The organism is Mucilaginibacter sp. RCC_168, assembly GCF_041355315.1.
GTDB lineage: Bacteria > Bacteroidota > Bacteroidia > Sphingobacteriales > Sphingobacteriaceae > Mucilaginibacter.
This window is the reverse complement of the sequence record NZ_JBFUPN010000024.1, coordinates 65811-81611: the sequence shown is the minus strand read 5'-3', so window position 1 is coordinate 81611 and position 15801 is coordinate 65811. Positions and strand designations below refer to the sequence as shown.

Annotated in this window: 21 protein-coding genes; 9 read left to right on the top strand and 12 right to left on the bottom strand. The window is 40.4% G+C overall.

What is annotated here, in order from left to right:
* Positions 1-5 precede the first annotated feature (5 nt).
* A complete protein-coding gene (locus tag AB6735_RS21880; RefSeq protein ID WP_370998204.1) occupies positions 6-824 on the top strand; it encodes an N-acetylmuramoyl-L-alanine amidase in 819 nt (272 codons plus the stop codon).
* 78 nt (positions 825-902) lie between these two features.
* Here the strand turns inward: AB6735_RS21880 and AB6735_RS21875 are convergent, their stop codons facing one another.
* Positions 903-1355: a hypothetical protein gene (locus AB6735_RS21875; RefSeq protein WP_370998203.1), complete on the bottom strand. Its 453-nt coding sequence runs from the start codon at positions 1353-1355 to the stop codon at positions 903-905.
* Positions 1356-1605: 250 nt separating this feature from the next.
* Here AB6735_RS21875 and AB6735_RS21870 point away from each other — a divergent pair, with 250 nt between their 5' ends.
* Together AB6735_RS21870 and AB6735_RS21865 are read left to right on the top strand one after the other, a co-directional pair.
* On the top strand, positions 1606-1827 hold the full coding sequence (locus AB6735_RS21870; RefSeq protein ID WP_370998202.1) for a hypothetical protein: 222 nt from the start codon (positions 1606-1608) through the stop codon (positions 1825-1827).
* Positions 1828-2001: 174 nt separating this feature from the next.
* A complete protein-coding gene (locus tag AB6735_RS21865; protein ID WP_370998201.1) occupies positions 2002-2577 on the top strand; it encodes a YceI family protein in 576 nt (191 codons plus the stop codon).
* A 257-nt stretch (positions 2578-2834) separates the two neighbouring features.
* Here the strand turns inward: AB6735_RS21865 and AB6735_RS21860 are convergent, their stop codons facing one another.
* A complete protein-coding gene (locus tag AB6735_RS21860) occupies positions 2835-3236 on the bottom strand; it encodes a hypothetical protein (RefSeq protein WP_370998200.1) in 402 nt (133 codons plus the stop codon).
* Positions 3237-3629: 393 nt separating this feature from the next.
* On the opposite strand from AB6735_RS21860, the gene AB6735_RS21855 reads away from it, so the two are divergent.
* Complete coding sequence (locus AB6735_RS21855) at positions 3630-4880, top strand: DUF2130 domain-containing protein (protein WP_370998199.1); 1251 nt, start codon at positions 3630-3632, stop codon at positions 4878-4880.
* A 19-nt stretch (positions 4881-4899) separates the two neighbouring features.
* Here the strand turns inward: AB6735_RS21855 and AB6735_RS21850 are convergent, their stop codons facing one another.
* On the bottom strand, positions 4900-5109 hold the full coding sequence (locus AB6735_RS21850; protein WP_370998198.1) for a hypothetical protein: 210 nt from the start codon (positions 5107-5109) through the stop codon (positions 4900-4902).
* Between the two features lie 181 nt (positions 5110-5290).
* On the opposite strand from AB6735_RS21850, the gene AB6735_RS21845 reads away from it, so the two are divergent.
* The gene (locus AB6735_RS21845; RefSeq protein WP_370998197.1) at positions 5291-6298 is read left to right on the top strand and encodes an ABC transporter ATP-binding protein; all 1008 of its coding nucleotides are present in this window, start codon (positions 5291-5293) and stop codon (positions 6296-6298) included.
* A gap of 93 nt (positions 6299-6391) precedes the next feature.
* Here the strand turns inward: AB6735_RS21845 and AB6735_RS21840 are convergent, their stop codons facing one another.
* From AB6735_RS21840 to AB6735_RS21825, 4 genes are all read right to left on the bottom strand, one after another.
* Positions 6392-7345, bottom strand: a complete 954-nt coding sequence (locus AB6735_RS21840) for an EamA family transporter (RefSeq protein ID WP_370998195.1) — start codon at positions 7343-7345, stop codon at positions 6392-6394.
* Between the two features lie 8 nt (positions 7346-7353).
* The gene (locus AB6735_RS21835) at positions 7354-7833 is read right to left on the bottom strand and encodes an Lrp/AsnC family transcriptional regulator (protein WP_370998194.1); all 480 of its coding nucleotides are present in this window, start codon (positions 7831-7833) and stop codon (positions 7354-7356) included.
* A gap of 427 nt (positions 7834-8260) precedes the next feature.
* Positions 8261-8551, bottom strand: coding sequence for a hypothetical protein (locus AB6735_RS21830; RefSeq protein WP_370998193.1), 291 nt, complete (start codon positions 8549-8551; stop codon positions 8261-8263).
* A 271-nt stretch (positions 8552-8822) separates the two neighbouring features.
* Complete coding sequence (locus tag AB6735_RS21825; protein WP_370998192.1) at positions 8823-10076, bottom strand: metallophosphoesterase; 1254 nt, start codon at positions 10074-10076, stop codon at positions 8823-8825.
* Positions 10077-10303: 227 nt separating this feature from the next.
* On the opposite strand from AB6735_RS21825, the gene AB6735_RS21820 reads away from it, so the two are divergent.
* Both AB6735_RS21820 and AB6735_RS21815 read left to right on the top strand, forming a co-directional pair.
* Positions 10304-11161 carry a family 16 glycosylhydrolase gene (locus tag AB6735_RS21820; protein ID WP_370998191.1) on the top strand — a complete coding sequence of 286 codons (858 nt, stop codon included), beginning with the start codon at positions 10304-10306 and terminating at the stop codon, positions 11159-11161.
* 202 nt (positions 11162-11363) lie between these two features.
* A complete protein-coding gene (locus AB6735_RS21815; RefSeq protein ID WP_090466280.1) occupies positions 11364-11561 on the top strand; it encodes a hypothetical protein in 198 nt (65 codons plus the stop codon).
* A gap of 81 nt (positions 11562-11642) precedes the next feature.
* Here AB6735_RS21815 and AB6735_RS21810 read toward each other — a convergent pair whose 3' ends face one another.
* Together AB6735_RS21810 and AB6735_RS21805 are read right to left on the bottom strand one after the other, a co-directional pair.
* Positions 11643-12317 carry a Pr6Pr family membrane protein gene (locus tag AB6735_RS21810; RefSeq protein WP_370998190.1) on the bottom strand — a complete coding sequence of 225 codons (675 nt, stop codon included), beginning with the start codon at positions 12315-12317 and terminating at the stop codon, positions 11643-11645.
* Positions 12318-12331: 14 nt separating this feature from the next.
* Entirely contained in the window at positions 12332-12946 is a 615-nt protein-coding gene (locus tag AB6735_RS21805) for a hypothetical protein (RefSeq protein WP_370998189.1), read from the bottom strand.
* 174 nt (positions 12947-13120) lie between these two features.
* Here AB6735_RS21805 and AB6735_RS21800 point away from each other — a divergent pair, with 174 nt between their 5' ends.
* Positions 13121-13351: a hypothetical protein gene (locus AB6735_RS21800; RefSeq protein ID WP_370998188.1), complete on the top strand. Its 231-nt coding sequence runs from the start codon at positions 13121-13123 to the stop codon at positions 13349-13351.
* Positions 13352-13423: 72 nt separating this feature from the next.
* Positions 13424-13921, top strand: coding sequence for a VOC family protein (locus tag AB6735_RS21795; RefSeq protein WP_370998187.1), 498 nt, complete (start codon positions 13424-13426; stop codon positions 13919-13921).
* A gap of 155 nt (positions 13922-14076) precedes the next feature.
* Here the strand turns inward: AB6735_RS21795 and AB6735_RS21790 are convergent, their stop codons facing one another.
* From AB6735_RS21790 to AB6735_RS21780, 3 genes are all read right to left on the bottom strand, one after another.
* Positions 14077-14292: a hypothetical protein gene (locus tag AB6735_RS21790; protein WP_370998186.1), complete on the bottom strand. Its 216-nt coding sequence runs from the start codon at positions 14290-14292 to the stop codon at positions 14077-14079.
* Positions 14293-14424: 132 nt separating this feature from the next.
* Positions 14425-14835, bottom strand: a complete 411-nt coding sequence (locus tag AB6735_RS21785) for a hypothetical protein (protein WP_370998185.1) — start codon at positions 14833-14835, stop codon at positions 14425-14427.
* A 49-nt stretch (positions 14836-14884) separates the two neighbouring features.
* Positions 14885-15457: an RNA polymerase sigma factor gene (locus AB6735_RS21780; protein ID WP_370998183.1), complete on the bottom strand. Its 573-nt coding sequence runs from the start codon at positions 15455-15457 to the stop codon at positions 14885-14887.
* Positions 15458-15801: the final 344 nt, after the last annotated feature.

The window sequence follows — 15801 nt, the reverse complement described above, 5'->3', positions numbered from 1 at the left end:
TTTCCATGCCTGCCATTTACCTAAAAAGTAATTATATAGTTTTTCTTCTTTTTTTTATACCTGGCTTGCTTAGCAGTAGCTCCTCTTTTGCGCAGCAGGATGTTATTGGCAGGAGTACTTTTAAGTTTAAAACTGTAATTGTTGATGCCGGACATGGTGGTAAGGACCCAGGAGCCCATGGCGCTTACTCCAAAGAAAAAAGCGTAGCCCTTAGTATTGCCAAGAAATTACGCGATCTTATTAACGACGAAATGAGTGGGGTTAAGGTAATTATGACCCGCAGCACCGATGTTTTTGTAGAACTGCATAAACGTGCAGATATAGCTAATGATAACCACGGCAACCTGTTTATATCTATACATTGTAACTCATCGCCTCAAAGGCATAGTACAGAACGGGGAACATTGCTGCTGGTTTATGGTTTTCACCGGAGCCAGGAACAACGGGAAGCCCTGCGCGAGAATGCCTCTATTTACATTGAGAAGGATTATAAGGATAAGTATAACGGTTACGGGAGCGACGTGGTTGTAAACACCATTGTACTGAATGCTTTTCAGCAAAAGTATCGTAAACAGAGTATTCAATTTGGCGACCTGGTTGATCGTGAGTTTAAAAAAACAGATGGCCGGCGCAGTCATGGGGTAAAGGAGCAAGGGGTATTGGTATTGGCGCAAAGCGGCATGCCCGCGGTATTAGTTGAAACCGGTTTTATTAATAATGCGGCCGATGAGGAATATCTTAACTCAAATGAAGGCCAGAATGCCATAGCCCGATCCATTTTAAGAGCGCTAAAAAAATATCGCGATAACCTGGAAGGGAGATAAGCTGAGGAATTTTCAGTAGCAAAAAAACCGGCACAATTCAATTGGCCGGTTTTTTTGTTGAATAAGTTTAAAAACGGTTTATGGCTGTTTTACGTACTTCATTGCGGTGCCATCGGTAACCGTAAGGGTATCCTGAGCAACGCTTATTTTGTAAGGTAGTTTATTAAAGATAACCTGGTTTACCGGAGTTCCTGAGCCATTGGCATCCAGTGAATTTTGTTTTTGATTCAAGATAAAGAAGATCTGTGAACCATTGGTATTGTAGGTTGCTCTGTACAAAGTGCTGGTTGGTGTACCGGCCGGCGTAGCCGAAACATTAGTTTGGAAAGTGGAGAAATCACCTTCATAAAAAGTGATAATCTGTGTGCTATCTCCTAAGGGGAGGCGATGTATTACTCTTTTCCATGCCCCTGTCAGTTTGGTGTCTTCACCTTGAAGATCGGGCTTTTTGGTGCAGGATTGAATGGCAATAATAAAACCTAATGAAATAACCAGCATTATTGCTTTTGTATAATAATTCTTAATGTTCATAGTAACTTTTTAAGTTTACAAATTAGTTTTTTTAGGGTGTTTTTTGAGTTAATAATGCAAACTTAACATTGTTGTGCCAAAAAAGTTTTTATGAGAATAACTTTTATTGCGTTTTTTTTAGTACCCAAGTAATTGTAAGATTGTGACCGCTGTTTAGTTGGAGCGCATGCCTGATTATAATTGATTCGCGCTATTTTTGGGTCGATTTTTTGAAAAGTGTTAACTTAGCAAAAGCCATAAATAAATCACTATGGAACCTTTTATAGTTACCATCAATAATGTAGATTACCAGGTCAGCCTTCATTCGGCATTTCCCCGGTTATTTGATGTTTATAATAAGAACATTAGTTATACTATAGGAAAAACAGATGCCGGTAATTGGGTATATATAAAGCATGAACCATCGTCGGCTGTTATCCCCCTGGAGCAAATTGGGATGGTTATTGATGAGCATTTACCCGAAGAGCAGTAGGTTTCTCTTTTAAATTCCTCATTGCCGATATGTATCGATATAAAGTCCACTAAAATGGTAGAGATTTGTCATGAAACTTTAATAAAAAGATGTTTAAACATTTATTTTAAAAAAGATCAATTCAAATATATACTTTTGGTGCATAAACAAAAGAAATTTAAAAAAATTAACACAATGAAAAAAATCTTTATCCTTTTGGCCTCAGCGTTTTTATATACGGCTGCATCGGCACAAACTACCTGGAATGCCGACAAAAATCACTCAAACGTTAAGTTTACTGTAACTCACTTATTGGTAAATGACGTTGATGGAACTTTTAAAAACGTTGATGCAACTATAATTGCAGCAAAACCTGATTTTAGCGATGCTAAAGTTTCTTTTACTGTTCAAACAGCTTCTTTAAGTACCGATAACGATAATCGTGACAAACACCTTTCAAGTGCCGATTTTTTTGACGTTGCCAATAAACCAACCATTACTTTCACCAGCACAGGTATCACTAAAACATCTGATAAGCATTATGCGCTTAAGGGTAACCTTACCTTAGTAGGTGTTACTAAACCGGTAACCTTTGATTTATGGTATCGTGGTACTATTACCAACCCAATGAGCAAAGCTGATGATGCAGGTTTTCAGTTAACCGGTGTTATCAAACGTTCTGATTTTAACTTTGGCAGTAAATTTGGCGCGGCTATGTTGAGCGACGAAGTAACTATTAAAGCTAATGGCGAATTTGCTAAAGCTAAATAACTTTTAGGATTTTAGAGTAAGGATTTTTGGAACAAGGAGCAAAGACTGACTTACGGAGGTGTTTTGTATTGTTTCAAGGATAGATTAAGGACTTTTGGAGCAATGAGCCAGACATTTTATATTGTTTAGCATTGTTCAAAAGTCCTTATTCTTTACTCCAAATATCCTTGTTCCAAGAAAGAGTCCTTATTCTTTACTCCAAATATTTTTTCCAAGAAAGAATCCGTGCTCTTTACTTCCAATATATTTGGTCCCAACTACATATCCTCGTCGGCCAACAGTTGTTTCAGGGTATCAAACCAAAGCTGGTTTTTGGTGCCGAAAAAGCTATTATCAATCATGAGGTATATGGTATTGTGCCCATCGGCAACTTTGTAACGAAGCCGTAGTGGCTGCCAAAACGTACCATTGTTTTTGATGAGCGAACGTTTGTACACATCATCAAAGCCCAGGTAAACCTGTTCTAGCTGATTTAAGGGGATATCTAAATAGTTGTACCCATCAATAACCAGGGTACCGGTAGTCAATATAATTTCGCCTTCGCGATGGTGTGGAGGCGGAGTGAGCGCAAAAAGCCCTCCAGCCGCGTCAATTAATGTGCATGCTGCAATTTCATGATCATAGCTCCACATCGCCTTACCTATTTGTAAAATTTGCATTGCTTAAATTTCGACATTATAATTGATAACTGCAACCATGGCATTTTGTGTATAAGCTACTCAAAATTTCAGCCAAAAATTGCCTGGTGTTGACAACTCACCGGTTTAAGCTTTGCTGGAAAGGGGGACATTCCATTTCTCTCCACGCGTCATTACGAGCGCAGCGTGGCAATCCCCTACTTACAGAGCGAACCTGCTTATTGGGGATTGCCACGCTGCGCTCAATGACGGACTTTATATATTCTTCAATTCCATCTTTCCACCACAGGTAAAGAGAAAATTATATAGTGCAGCAATACCCTAACCAGGAATCCTTACCCTTTGTTCCAAAAATCCTTGTTCCAAAAATCATTATCTTTGATCTGAAGAACTATTTTTCGCAGTATTTATTATATGGCTACAGAAGTTAAGTGCCCCAGTTGTGGTTTTGGTTTCCCGATAGAGGAAGTGATGGCAGAGGAGTATAAGAAAGAGCTTCGGCTTAAAATGCAGGACTATACCCGCCAAAAAGAAGAGGAATACCGTAAAAAAGATGAGGAATTTTTAACCAAAGAACGCCTGCAAAAGGAGGCTTTTGAACAACGGCTTGCCGACGAAAAAAAGCAGTTACAATTGGCTATGGAGCAAAACCTGCGTAAATCCATCAGCCAGGATTATGAGAACCAGATGACGATGCTCAAAACATCGGCACAGGAAACCGAAGAAAAGTTAAAACTATCGCGGCAAAAAGAATTGGAGTTTTTGCAGCGCGAAAAGCAATTACAGCAAAAGGAAGAGGAAATGGAACTGGCCATGCAACGCAAATTGCAGGAGCAGCGTAACGAGCTGAGCGAACAGATCCGTAAGCAGGAAAGCGAACGCCACAGTATAAAAGATACCGAATACCAACTCAAGGTAAAAGAGCTTGAAAAACAACTTGACGATCAAAAAAAGCTGGCCGAAGAGATGAAACGCAAAGCCGAGCAGGGCTCGATGCAGTTGCAGGGCGAAGCGCAGGAACTGATACTGGAAGAGTTGCTGCGGAATTATTTTCCGTTTGATGTGATCAGTGAGGTAGGGAAGGGCGTTAGGGGAGCCGATTGTATTCAAACTGTGCGTAACCAGTTTGGACAGGAGTGCGGGAAGATCATTTATGAAAGTAAACGTACCGCCACTTTCGGTGCCGATTGGATAGAGAAGTTAAAAAAAGACATGCGCAGTGTAGGTGTGGATGTTGCCGTTATTGTAACCCAGTGTTATCCTAAAGGAATGGATTGTTTTGGCGAAAAAGATGGTGTTTGGATCTGTAGCTTTGATGAAGTAAAAGCGGTATCCTACATCCTGCGGGATGGGGTGATCAAACTATCCAACCAAGCCCGTTCGCAGGACAATAAAGGCGATAAAATGCACTTGCTGTATGACTATTTAACCAGCAGCGAATTTTCTGAACAATGGAAAGCTATCCGGGAAGGCTATATGAGCATGCGCCTGTCCATACAAAAAGAGCGTGATGCCATGGAAAAGATGTGGAAATCGCGCGAGAAACAACTGGATAAGGTATTGCTGAATGCCGCGCATATCAAGGGTAGTGTAGAAGGCATAGCCGGCAGCGATTCCATACAATTAAGTTTAACAGATGATGAGGACGCGTTGTTGTTGGAATGATATAATTTATGTATTGCTGCTACTTCTTTGAGGTGGCAACAATAACAATACCTCCAACCAACAATATGCCACCTAAATAAGGTGGCCAGTTTACAGTTTTCTGCCTGTCGGCCGATACCTGCACCGGGCCGGCATCAATGATCTTTTCTTTTTTGGTATAGGTAAAGCCCGTCCAGATAAGCATAATGATACCCACAACAATAAGTACTATCCCGATGGTCTTGTTCATGGCTTATAATTAAATGGTTATATCATAACAATAAAGTATATCATGATTTGTTTGCTATTTGATTAAAATATACCCATATCAGCGTTTTTGATCGTAAACTTTTTATAGATTAGTTACCTGATTTGCATTGGTATATGTTTCTGTATAACAGTTAATTGATAAATTAAAATACCCCTGGAAAATGAACAATGAGCTAATACTGGAAACCATATCGGTTACCAAAAACTTTTTTGGCGATAAATCTTCCGGTGTTAATAATATAACCATATTTATACCCAAGGGTAAAATTACCGCTATAGTTGGCGAAAGTGGCAGCGGTAAAACTACATTGCTCAATTTGTTATATGGTCATTTACAGCCAGATCATGGCGAAGTGTTTTTTAAGGAAGAGCAGGTTTTGAGCCGGGAACATGGATTACAGCACGCCCATAAGGTAATGCGCCTGGTTACTCAAAACGGAAGCGATATGGATGCGCAATTGTCTGTTTGGGATACGGTAGGTGCCGGGCTCCAGGAAGAAGATAAAAGCCTTACCATACAAAAAGTAACCGAGGCCTTGAATATGCTGCATATTTATCAACTGAAGGAACAACCCTTTGGTAAATTAAGCGGCGGCGAAAAACAACGGGTAACCATTGCCAAGGCCCTCATCAGCCGCCCGGAAGTATTGTTGCTGGATGAGCCTTTTAACCAGGTTGATGCCACCTACCGTGAAGGTTTGCAGCATGATATCCGTTATATTGTACAGGCATGGGGAGTTACGGTGGTGTTAGTTTCCCATGATCCCGCCGAGATCCTGTCGATGGCTGATGAACTGATTGTGCTGAAAGAAGGGGAGATTGTAGAGAATGGCAGCCCCGAGCAATTATATCATTCGCCTAAACTCTTGTATACTTCGCAGATATTAGCCAGCTGTAGTCAGCTTACCCCCACCCAGGCAAAAGTTTGCGGTATCAAAAGCCGGCGTGGCGCGGTGGTTATATACGCCGAACATATTAAGATCGGTGCTTTGGGTAACAAATGGCTGGTGAAGCAGGTGCTGTTCAAAGGTTTTTATGAGGAGCTGATCATCGAACGTGAGGGAGTTATCCTTCGGGTAATGAATTATGACAGGGGTAAATATCTCAAGGACACTAAGATCAGCATCAAAATCAATAAATATTTTGAGTTTGGAAAATGGGAGAATTAAGATAGAATCAAGAAGTTAGAGTCAAGAATTAAGATTTGCTTGCCAAAATGATTTTTCTTGGCTCTTGATTCTTGACTCTTATTCTTAGCACAATTATGCCAGCTCCAATTTTGACTGCTTCTCTTTGCGGTATTTGCTTAGGTTGATGAGGAGCACGCTACCCAGAATGATCACCAGGCCACTTACTTGTAAAAGGGTAATGTTTTCGTGCGCAAACAGCACCCCGAGTATAACCGCTATAACCGGGTTTACATAAGCATATGTACTTACCTGTGTTGCCGGGCGAACCTGCAAAAGCCAAACATAAGCGCTAAACGCGGCTATGGAGCCAAAAATTACCAGGTAAAGTAAAGCGAGCCAACTATGCGTTGGAATATTTTGCCATTGCAGGTTTTGCACCTCATGATTAAAAAAGCTCGACGGTAAAAATATAAAACCGGCGGCCAGCATCTGCCAGGCTGTGTTTACCGAGGCAGATCCTTGTGTATTATTATATTTTGAATATAAGGATCCGGATGCCCATGACATGGCAGCTATGAGCAGCAACAACATTCCCGGCAGTTTGGAAAGTCCCGATGAAGAATTAAACAAGCCTTGAATTTGTTCGCTAAACAGTAATACAACACCGGCAAAACCAATGATCAAACCAACAATGGTAGATGTGCTTTTGAAATTTACGCGCCAGTTTTGTTTGTCAAACAACACAAACCATATGGGGGCCGATGATACCATAATGGCCACCATAGCGCTGGGGAGCGTTTGCTCAACCCAAATCACGGCGCCGTTACCTATTACCAGTAACAAAAAACCGGTAACAGCGGCATGGATAATATTGCGTTTAATAAAGATCTGTTCGCCTTTAATTTTACACCAGGTCAATAACAAGATACCTGCCGTAAGAAAACGAAGCGCGCCCAACAGCATCGGTGGAAACCCATCGACAGCCATTTTTATAAAAAAGTATGTTGACCCCCAAACAACATAAACTGTTGCAAAGGCGATGATAACCATTAATGGTGATGCGGATTTTTGAGGTGTTAAGGCCATGATGATATTTATTTTTCGGGTATAACTAATTGTTGTTCTTCTTTAACCGTTTCCAACACTATGGTGGTGCGGGTGCTGATGATGTTGGGTATCTTGCTAAACTGGTTACGCATAATGCTCATCAATGAAGCAGAATCGTAAGTGCGTACTTTTACCAGGTAGCAATCGTCCCCAGCTACATGATGTACTTCCTGTACTTCGGGTATTTTGGCAAGTTCCAGCGTTGCGCCGCTGTAACCCGGCCCGTCAGCTGCCTTCATAAATACAAAGGCCAGCAGTTTTTGCTGTAAAGCAGCAGGGTTAATGCGGGTGGTGTATTGCTGGATCACGTTTTTTTGCTCCAACTTTTTTACACGTTCCAGCACACCTGACGGCGCCATGCCTAACTCGCGAGCCATATCGGCATTTGATATACGGGCATTTTCCTGCATCAGGCGTAAAATGTGAAGGTCGGTTTTATCTAAAATTATTTCTGTTTCGCTAATCATTCTGTAATATTATATAATTTTTGAATTAAATTCAATATAACAAATAAAAAATGAATTTAATTCGACAAAAGCATCTATTTAATCTTTGAACGTATAAATGACTAAAAATATGCGCGTTCTTTGAAATACGAGATTACCTTGGTATAAAAGTGGCTTGCTAAAAGTTTAGCGTATAAGAATTTAAACGGAGTTAAAAACTTCCTATATCTGGCTTTTTATTTTGAATATTGATTTAGCAGCTTACTTATTTATCCAAAATTATGCCCTGAGGTACAGCCGTTAAACCCGAAACTTGCTGTATGCTGTCGCGATAATTTAGCTGATGAAGGAGGGGAGATATGGTCTTGAATTGAGCGTACCCTATAAAGAACAAACACCCGTCATGGTTTGATGACAGGTGCAAGTACGATAAGGTTAAGGTATTTTACTATTTCGTAGCCAGCAGTTTTAATAACTTGTCGGGTTTTGTTTCATCAAAAGCTGTTTTTACATACTTGTAGCCGCTTTTAGTGGTTGCAGTAAGTAGTTTAGCTTTATTCCCTTCTTCGTCTAAAACATAGGCTGTACCATTGTCATTGATCCAGTCAAAAAGCACATCTCTTGTAGTAATTCCGCGATTTTGTGTGTAGTCATCAATCCACACTAATGAGTTGATAGCCAGGTAAGGATTATCATACTCACCCATCGTGCTGTTTACTCCGGTTATTTGTAAGGGCATCGTTAAATATTATCAGGGTTTGAATGTTTTAAAACTCTGAAATAAATGTCAATCGAACAATCCGTGAAAACACCGTATTTTTGCGTGTTCAAACACGGTGTTTTCACGGGTTGTTTTAGTGGATTATGATTCCCGGGTAATGTGTTTTATTTTACTGATTTAAATTTTTTTTACGGGATTTTATCATTTTTAGCTGTGTTTTGGTAATATCTGCTAAAAATAGGTGCCATCCCGTATATGTTGAAACTTGTCGAAAATCAGTAAACATCAGTTATGCTTTTTTGCGTAGTTCGATAACGGTGATTTCTGGCCAGATGCCCAAACGGCCCGAAAATGCAAGGAAACCGAAGCCCCGGTTCACATATAAATAACGGTTTTTTTCGTTCGCCAAACCCGCCCAGTCAAGGTAGCGGTATTTTACGGGGCTCCACCTGAAGCCTGGGATCTCGACACCAAATTGAGCACCGTGGGTATGGCCCGAAAGTGTGAGATGGATATTGGTTTCGTTATAACGCACCTGTTCTTCCCAATGTGTTGGATCATGGGATAATAAGATCTTAAAGGCATCTTTTGGTACACCTTGTAATGCTTTATTCAAATTACCGATCTGAATAAAGCCGCGCCCCCAGTTTTGTATCCCGATAAGTGATATTTTTTGACCATCTTTCTCGATGGTCACATTTTCATCCAACAGCAGGCGATAACCTAATGTTTGGTGGTGTTGCTTTAACTTATCCAGATTGGCGGCCTTTGCATGTTCACTATCCCAATGTATATAGTCGCCATAATCATGATTTCCCAATATTGAGAATTGTCCGTAAGGCGCTTTGATCTGGCTGAAACGATCAATATAGGGTTCAATTTCAAAGGCGGCATTATTAACAAGGTCGCCGGTAAATACAAACAGATCGCTTTTTTGAGCTTTAGCCATATCAATTCCGCGCTGCATGGCCTCGGTATTATCAAAACTGCCTGAGTGGATGTCTGATAGCTGGGTTATTGTAAATCCATTAAAAGCATCGGGCAGATCATCAAAATAAAGCGTGACGCGGTGCAGTTTATAATCATATTTACCCTTAAACATAGCATAAAACATGGAGGTAAATGGAATAGACGCGACTAATACCGCTATTTCACTGATAAACTTACGGCGGGCAGGAAATACAGGGTCGTTACCAGAACGGGAGGCGAGATTGAATAAACCAACAATAAAGCGCCCCAGATCGCCCAGTGATAAAATAATAACAAATACCAGCTTGGTCAGGAAAAACGTAATGAACAAACTTAGTATCCATTCATGAAAGGGACGCATACCATTAGCAGTAGTAAAGCTGCCAAAACCGATCAGGAACAAAGCAACCACCCCAACAGAAATAAAGAGGTAGCCAAACAGCATAGTGTTGCGCCACAGCTGAGATTGCCAGTCGGAGGTTAATGTTTTAAGTCCCGAAAAGATATACCAGTCGAACAATAAACTAATGGCCGAAATAATAAGAAATACTTTTAAAAAACCACTGCCGTGCATATATATAGGTATTAACCTGCAATTTAAAAAAAGAAGTACATTAGAATCAAGAGACAAGAACTAAGATATAAAAAACGCGTCATTGCGAACGTAGTGCGGCAATCCCCAAATTAGAGGGTGGCCCTGCTTATAGGGATTGCTTCGTCGTTCCTCGCAATTGACGCTTTTTTTGTTTTTAACCAGAGTTTGACTCTTGATTCTTATCTTGGTCTCAATTAAACGTAACAATGAAATTATATTATTTATTGTCCGCAGGCCTGTTAATGGCCTTGCATACTAACGCCCAGCAGTCCAAAATTGATACCGTATTTTTTGAGGATTTTAACGAACAAAACCTCGACAGGAGTAAATGGAATGTAGAAGTTACAGGCCATACCGTGAACGACGAGCAACAGGCCTATGTTGATTCGGCGGCTACTATATATATGGTAAAAGGTAAAGATGCGGAGGGTGCGGTGAACGGTGCTTTGGTACTTAAAGCCATATATCAACCCGGCTTTACCAGTAAAGAGCAAAAAAAGTATGATTTTATATCAGGCCGTATCAATACACAGCGTAAAATGGAGTTTACCTATGGCACTGCTTCAGCGAGGATGAAAATGACAGCTGGTGCCGGGTTATGGCCGGCATTTTGGGCTTTGGGTAACGGTAAATGGCCCGATTGCGGTGAAATAGACATGATGGAAACCATAGGCGATTCAAGTTGGGTGAGCCACGCCCTGCACGGCCCTAATTATTTTGGCGATACGCCGCTGGCCTATCGCAACCATTTTGAAAGAGGTATTGATGTTACGCAATGGCACGTTTATTCGGTTGACTGGAGCCCGGCCAACCTGATATTTAAAGTTGACGGTAAAGTAACTTATACAGTCACGAAACCTATGGTAGAAAAATATGGCCGCTGGGCTTTCGATAATAAAAAGTTCATCATCCTTAATTTTGCGCTGGGTGGGGGATACCCGGCAGGTTATAATAAGGTTGCTAAACCATATTTTGGAATTTCAGAAAGCACCTTTAATAAGATAAAGGCTGGCGAAGCTAAGGTATTTGTTGATTGGGTACTGGTTACCAGGGTTAAAGCGTAATTTGTTGTTAAAATTTGTTAAAGAAACGTAACAAAGTCACAGCAGGGATAATACATGCCTTGATAGTGCGTTTTGTTTATAAAATGCAAAAAATGTAAAATTGTCATCAAATTATGGCTCTAATTTTACTTTTTTTAAACATTGCCTAAATAGCAATTGCATATTTTTGAATATTGATCATTAACATCAAACATCTACTATTATGGCCATATTAACAATTCAGATCCCCGACAACGAAGTACATACTTTATCAAGTATAGTTGAACAAGTAGCAGGCAGCGTAATAAAAATAAACGCCGACGAAGACATACACACCAATGAGTGTTTACAAAAAGAAGATTTTTTTATCCAGAATAAACTGGCGAAATCGGTACACAAAAATTACCTGTGGAACGATTAAGCATCGATTATTGAATATGAATTTTTAACTGTTAATACACCATAAAAACAGGAGCCCGGCCCAATAGCCGGGTTTTTGTTTTTATGACGGGGTGCCTGTTCTTGTTTTAAATATTCGGTTTACAGCAACAAGCAAAAGGCCGAGTACTAAAAATACGATCAGCAAGATCAAAGAATTGATGAGTACTTGGCTGTATCCCAGTTTATCTACATTAATAAAGGGATAGGGGTAATAGTTGATGATTGCTCCCCGGATAACGGTGTATATCAGGTAAAGGAACGGAAACCAAAGCCAGTTTAAGGATTGTGTCCATTTTAATTTTTCCTGCCGCGCAAAGATCAGCCAGTAAATAACAAATAATAAGGGGTTTACCGAATGCAGTAAATCATCAGCTAATTTAAACAGGCCGGTTGGATGCCACAAGTTACGCAGTATGATATTATAAACAAGACCAACTACTATAATGCATAGGCAGATTCCCCCAAGTACATATCCTCTTGAAAAAAATCTGTAAAGAGCGTTTGATGGTTTTAATAATAAAGTCCATAAACAAACGCCAACCATCAGATTGCTTTGAATGGTGAAAAAGCTCAGTATTTGTATAATAGCATTTAACAGGCTATTATTTACTTTCATATAAGCCGGTATCGAGATACTTACCTGCAATATCAAAGCAAACCATACTATTAACCCGGTTGTTGCAGCATAAATAGTTGCGGCTTTACTGGGTTTGTATGGAGATAGGCTGTGTTCCATGTTTAGCTATCAGCTTACTTATTGTAATGCTGCTTGTTGTTCACGTTAGTTAACATAACCTGTAATGACTGATCGTTGTTTTTAATGCTTTCAATAATGCCTGCGTTGTTTCTTACAAAATCTACTAAAATATCGGAGGCTTCGTTTGTATTTAAACGTTTGCTGGTTCTGATATTCTTTATCAAAGCCTCTGGTGTACGTATCAGCCCCCATGGAAGTCCCCACCAGCCTAATAGCGCGGTTTTTAAAGTGGCCGCCTGATTTGTCTTTTTTAAACAGGCAGGGCAGCCGATGGAAAATGCTTTTTTGTAATGTGTGAATATAATAATACTAATAACCGTACCACTTAATGCTGCATTAAGCTGTTGAGATGTATCACCGCAAGTGGGGCATGACTGGCTGCGTATAAGGGAGATGTAGCTGTGGAGCTGGGTATCGTCTATATTATTTAGTTGTACATCTATACCTCGTGTGATCCCTTCATCCAATCCACGACTTTTTATTTCGGCTTTTAGCAATTCAAGGGCTTCTGGTCGTAAGCTTGCTGCATCGGTAACTGCCAGTCGGGTGAGTTTATCATCGGGCAGGTTTTTATAGGTAAGACTTAATTGCTCTAAGGTTGGTTGCATAAAGTTTAAATAGTTTTAAATATAATAAAAGAAACCGATGCTCAAACATATTTCAATAAAGAGTAATTGCAATACTTAATAAATGAATAAAATGCTTACCACTATAATCCACTTTTATGCTGTAATTTAGAGTATACGGGTAACCACATCAGGAGTTTACCCGTACTAAATGTTATGAATGGCTATTTGACCATACCTAAATCTATTTACTGCAAACTTTGCAAAACTTGTGGTGCGCGCCCGGTTATCAAAGCGGGTGAGGCAGGTTTGTATGTGGTTAAATGCCCTAATGACGACAGACATTATCAAACCCGCTCCGGATTGATAGATATAGATGACTGGAACCGCAACAATTCTGTATATTATGTGCCTGATCGCGATTTTAATCCGCAGGTATCCTGTTAAGTAACAATTCACTGACTTTGCCCGGCAACTTCGTTTAAACCTATATCTTTAGGCTTTAAAACCAACAATCACATGAACACTTTTTTGAATTTAAGTTCGCATAAGGCCGACAGGCTAAAATGGGGTATACTTTTGCTGGCATTTATTTTACCCGGTTTTTGCCAGGCCCAAACTGCAACGGATGCTGCACCGGTAGTTGACCACATTGCTATTTGCGTTCGTGATCTCAAAAAAAGTACCGCCTTTTATACCGAAGTGATGCATCTGCAAAAAGTACCCAATCCATTTGCTGATACCTTACACCAGTGGTACAGCCTGGGCAATCATGTAAAACTGCATGCGATACAAGGTAACTGCAGCTATAAGCATGACATTACCGAGCACCTTTGCTTTGCCGTAGGTTCTGTTAAGGAATTTGCCAAAAGGCTGGATGAATTACATATCCCTTATGGTAACTGGAAGGGTGATAGTAAGGAACCAACGTTAAGACCCGATGGCGTTTTGCAGCTTTATTTTCAGGACCCCGATGGATACTGGATCGAGATCAACAGCCCCGCGAAGGGGAAATAGGTTCTTAGAGCGGCGAGAATCAAGATGTTAGAGTCAAGAATCAAGACACGAAAATAATAGGTTGATCCGGTCTTTAAATTATCGAAGATATTTAGATCCAGCCCAAGTGTTTTGGTTTTATCTTGATTCTTGACTCTTGCTTCTTGGTTCTAAACCTAATAATCAAGCTCCTGGCATTGGATGCCCGCCTTTTGTAAAAGACTTTCAATCTGGCGTGGGCAAATGCCTTCGGCTTCAATACGCAATATATTATCACAGTCTTCCAGGTCAAAGTTCCACTGCATAATGGCCGGAACTTTGGTGAGCAGGGTAGTAACCCTGTTTACCTGCCGCCGTTCTTTAACGCTTGTTGAAAATATCAGCACATCCATTTTAATTATTGAATTATTGATTTAGTGAATTGGTGAATAGTGAGTGGTCAGTGGCGAATAGAGAGAATAGATGTAAATAGTTTTCTATTCTATTAATTTGGGATCACTCAACTCACAACTGACCACTCACCACTATTCTCCGCTCGCTTTAGCTTCCCCTTCAGTTTTAAAATCGTTCCAGTCGCGGTCAAACTTTCCAAAGCCCTGGCCACGGTCGTTCCAATTACACATACGGTCGCGCATTTTGGCTTTGAATTTTTCCTGTTGCTCTGGGCTCATGTTTTTAAAGCGTTCGGCCATGCGGGCCCGCATAAATCCACCGCCACCCCAACCGGGGCGTCCGCCCCCTTTGCCAAAGCCAAATAATAGCTTGCACAAAATAAATATGCCCATGGCCTGCCAAAAGGTAATGGTACCCAGGTGTAAGATATCGGGCAATAAATTATTCCACAACTGCATCACTACAAAGCTGATGAGCGACAGGAAGGCGGCAACTGCCAGCGGAATAAATATAAAACGCCCTCTATAAAATACTTTTTTCATTTTCTTATTCTTTAATTTTTTTGTGCCACCGGCTTTGTGCAGGTCATCTTTAATATTCTGTTATTTCTTTATACAATTGCTCCAAGCGTTTACGCAAATGCAGCACCGCGTACCGTTTGCGCGATACCAGGGTTTGCATTTTTTCGCCTGTGATATCGGCAATTTCCTGGAAAGACATATTCTCCAGTTCGTGCCATACAAATACGTCCTTTTGCTCGTTGGGTAGTTCGTCCAACGCAATAAATAGCTGGTCCCAAAACAGGTTGCGCAGGTATTCCGTTTCGGGGGTGCTGGTTTCGGTGAATAAAATAGCCTTAAAATCGGCTGTATCGTCCTCCTCGTCCTCGCCGGTAAGCATATCATCCAGCAGGGTTTCCGTCTTTTTTTTATGCTTATCGGTTATTTTATTGCGGGCAACCCGGTAAAGCCAGGCGCTGGTTTGTTCAATAGGTTCTGAGTTGATCACCGAACTAAACTGATACCAGACATCCTGCAGAATGTCTTCGGCATCGGCATCGTTCTTTACCCTCCGGCGAATAAAACCCAACAGGCTTTTACCATACGCTTTAATAGTATGTATAATGTGGCTGTTCTTATCGTCGGGCATTATGGCGGTGATCAATTTTTTTTCTCCTTTAAAGATAAAGACGATTGACCTTTAAAAACATTTTAAATTATTTTAAAGAAAATGAAAGAGGGCTGCCGGAAAACTTTTTAAACCTTAAATTTTAACAAATTACTGCTCAAAAACCGGCTAAAATGGGCTCGAAATCAATTGAAAAATCCTCATTTTAACACTTTTTAACAAATTTTAACGCGATTTTGGGCCGTGTTTGAAACTTTAAAAAGTATTAAATTGCTGGCTGTCAAATAACTGCATACCAAATGGTCGGTTTTTGACCGTGTTTTGATCTTAACAAAACAGCCCGGTTTCCTTTGTGTCGGGAAACCGGGCTGTGGTATATA

What these genes read in the sequence shown, in the direction of transcription:
- AB6735_RS21870 (WP_370998202.1), top strand. Translation starts at nt 1,606, where the DNA reads ATGGAACCTTTTATAGTTACCATCAATAATGTAGATTACCAGGTCAGC.
- AB6735_RS21830 (WP_370998193.1), bottom strand. Translation starts at nt 8,551, where the DNA reads ATGCCCTTACAAATAACCGGAGTAAACAGCACGATGGGTGAGTATGAT.
- AB6735_RS21860 (WP_370998200.1), bottom strand. Translation starts at nt 3,236, where the DNA reads ATGCAAATTTTACAAATAGGTAAGGCGATGTGGAGCTATGATCATGAA.
- AB6735_RS21850 (WP_370998198.1), bottom strand. Translation starts at nt 5,109, where the DNA reads ATGAACAAGACCATCGGGATAGTACTTATTGTTGTGGGTATCATTATG.
- AB6735_RS21855 (WP_370998199.1), top strand. Translation starts at nt 3,630, where the DNA reads ATGGCTACAGAAGTTAAGTGCCCCAGTTGTGGTTTTGGTTTCCCGATA.
- AB6735_RS21840 (WP_370998195.1), bottom strand. Translation starts at nt 7,345, where the DNA reads ATGGCCTTAACACCTCAAAAATCCGCATCACCATTAATGGTTATCATC.
- AB6735_RS21785 (WP_370998185.1), bottom strand. Translation starts at nt 14,835, where the DNA reads ATGAAAAAAGTATTTTATAGAGGGCGTTTTATATTTATTCCGCTGGCA.
- AB6735_RS21845 (WP_370998197.1), top strand. Translation starts at nt 5,291, where the DNA reads ATGAACAATGAGCTAATACTGGAAACCATATCGGTTACCAAAAACTTT.
- AB6735_RS21805 (WP_370998189.1), bottom strand. Translation starts at nt 12,946, where the DNA reads ATGCAACCAACCTTAGAGCAATTAAGTCTTACCTATAAAAACCTGCCC.
- AB6735_RS21875 (WP_370998203.1), bottom strand. Translation starts at nt 1,355, where the DNA reads ATGAACATTAAGAATTATTATACAAAAGCAATAATGCTGGTTATTTCA.
- AB6735_RS21820 (WP_370998191.1), top strand. Translation starts at nt 10,304, where the DNA reads ATGAAATTATATTATTTATTGTCCGCAGGCCTGTTAATGGCCTTGCAT.
- AB6735_RS21815 (WP_090466280.1), top strand. Translation starts at nt 11,364, where the DNA reads ATGGCCATATTAACAATTCAGATCCCCGACAACGAAGTACATACTTTA.
- AB6735_RS21880 (WP_370998204.1), top strand. Translation starts at nt 6, where the DNA reads ATGCCTGCCATTTACCTAAAAAGTAATTATATAGTTTTTCTTCTTTTT.
- AB6735_RS21810 (WP_370998190.1), bottom strand. Translation starts at nt 12,317, where the DNA reads ATGGAACACAGCCTATCTCCATACAAACCCAGTAAAGCCGCAACTATT.
- AB6735_RS21795 (WP_370998187.1), top strand. Translation starts at nt 13,424, where the DNA reads ATGAACACTTTTTTGAATTTAAGTTCGCATAAGGCCGACAGGCTAAAA.
- AB6735_RS21865 (WP_370998201.1), top strand. Translation starts at nt 2,002, where the DNA reads ATGAAAAAAATCTTTATCCTTTTGGCCTCAGCGTTTTTATATACGGCT.
- AB6735_RS21800 (WP_370998188.1), top strand. Translation starts at nt 13,121, where the DNA reads ATGAATGGCTATTTGACCATACCTAAATCTATTTACTGCAAACTTTGC.
- AB6735_RS21790 (WP_370998186.1), bottom strand. Translation starts at nt 14,292, where the DNA reads ATGGATGTGCTGATATTTTCAACAAGCGTTAAAGAACGGCGGCAGGTA.
- AB6735_RS21825 (WP_370998192.1), bottom strand. Translation starts at nt 10,076, where the DNA reads ATGCACGGCAGTGGTTTTTTAAAAGTATTTCTTATTATTTCGGCCATT.
- AB6735_RS21835 (WP_370998194.1), bottom strand. Translation starts at nt 7,833, where the DNA reads ATGATTAGCGAAACAGAAATAATTTTAGATAAAACCGACCTTCACATT.